The organism is Finegoldia magna (assembly GCF_018371055.1).
GTDB classification, from domain to species: Bacteria; Bacillota; Clostridia; order Tissierellales; family Peptoniphilaceae; genus Finegoldia; species Finegoldia magna_I.
The window spans coordinates 1-1254 of sequence record NZ_JAGYZD010000345.1 but is presented as its reverse complement, the minus strand read 5'-3'; the positions used below and the strand labels follow the sequence as shown (position 1 = coordinate 1254).

Annotated in this window: 2 protein-coding genes; both read right to left on the bottom strand. The window is 30.2% G+C overall.

The genetic code is table 11. The features are described from left to right. Positions 1–588: DnaA/Hda family protein (locus KHW44_RS09755; RefSeq protein WP_304068936.1), on the bottom strand; the 588-nt coding region annotated here is incomplete at its 3' end. Continuing rightward, on the bottom strand, positions 585–1254 hold a 670-nt coding region (locus KHW44_RS09750; RefSeq protein ID WP_304068934.1), incomplete at its 5' end, for a replication initiator protein A. The genes KHW44_RS09750 and KHW44_RS09755, both read right to left, overlap by 4 nt.

Below are 1254 nucleotides of genomic sequence, written 5' to 3'. Positions count from 1 at the left end.
TACTTGTTCTCTTGCATAAGATGTATCCCTTTCAATTCCAAGATCATCTAAAATTAACAACGGAATGTTTGATAGGTTATCTATAATTTCATTTGAATCAACCTTAAATGCAGATTTTTGTATTTGATTTATAACCTGAGATAAATTCATAATCTTAGCTTTAACTTGTTCTCTTTCAATTAATTCATTTGCAATAGAACAAGCAAGATAAGTCTTTCCACTGCCAACATCTCCATAAAATAAAAGTCCAACATTGTCTTCCTTCATTTGTTCAAAGCTTTTGGCATAATTATATGCAACCTTATAGGCTTGTCCCTTTTCATTTAAGAATCTCTCAAAAGTGTATTGGTGTTGAAGTGACGATGAGAAGCAATTTCTTTTCAGCGATGATATTCTCGTTAATATTTCTCTTTCTTCATTTTCCTTATCTCTTTTTATTTCACATTCACATTTAATTCTTGGAATAAACTTTGTAAATCCAAGGTCAAGTAATTCTCCATCGACTCTTTTACCACATACCTTGCAATATATATGTCCATTTCTTTCAATATCATTTTCTCTTAATACAAAATCTTTTAAGCTTTTCATAAACTCTCTCCTATATCGTAATTCATCTTTCTTGTTGAATTGCCATTAATGTTTTTTGCCTGATCATTAAGATACCAATTGATTATCGTTGCCTTGTGATCCTGATAATCTCTGTTATTTGCTTTCATATATGACGAGAGCCTATCAATGTATTCACTAATTCTGCTTCCTAACTCATTTGTTAAGTCCTTGTATTCTTCATCAGTCAAAAATATGTTTTTATATATTCCATAAGGCTTTTGTCCCTTACTAAAATCATTCTTTCTTAACTCATTATTACTAATATTGTTATAGTTACCTTCCGATTTTCGGAAATCTTGAAGTCTGTTATTAGGAGTTCTTGAATTCCGATTATCGGAAGTCTGGACTTCTGCTTTTCGGAAATCTGGATTTCTATTATTTGAATCGGAGAAAACACTCATAAAATCTTTAACATATATCCTATTTGGTTTTCCAAGTCCTTGTCTTTTCTTTTCTATCAATCCAATTCCTGATTTTATATCAAGCTCATTTATAATCTTTAAGGCTTTATCATTAGCACAGTTAAATTGCTCTTTAATAGCATCCATTGTGTAGTAAATAAAGACTTTTCCATCTTCATCTATCCAGCCATTTTTATATGAAAGACCCATTCGATTAAGCATATATGAATACAAAACTTTAGCT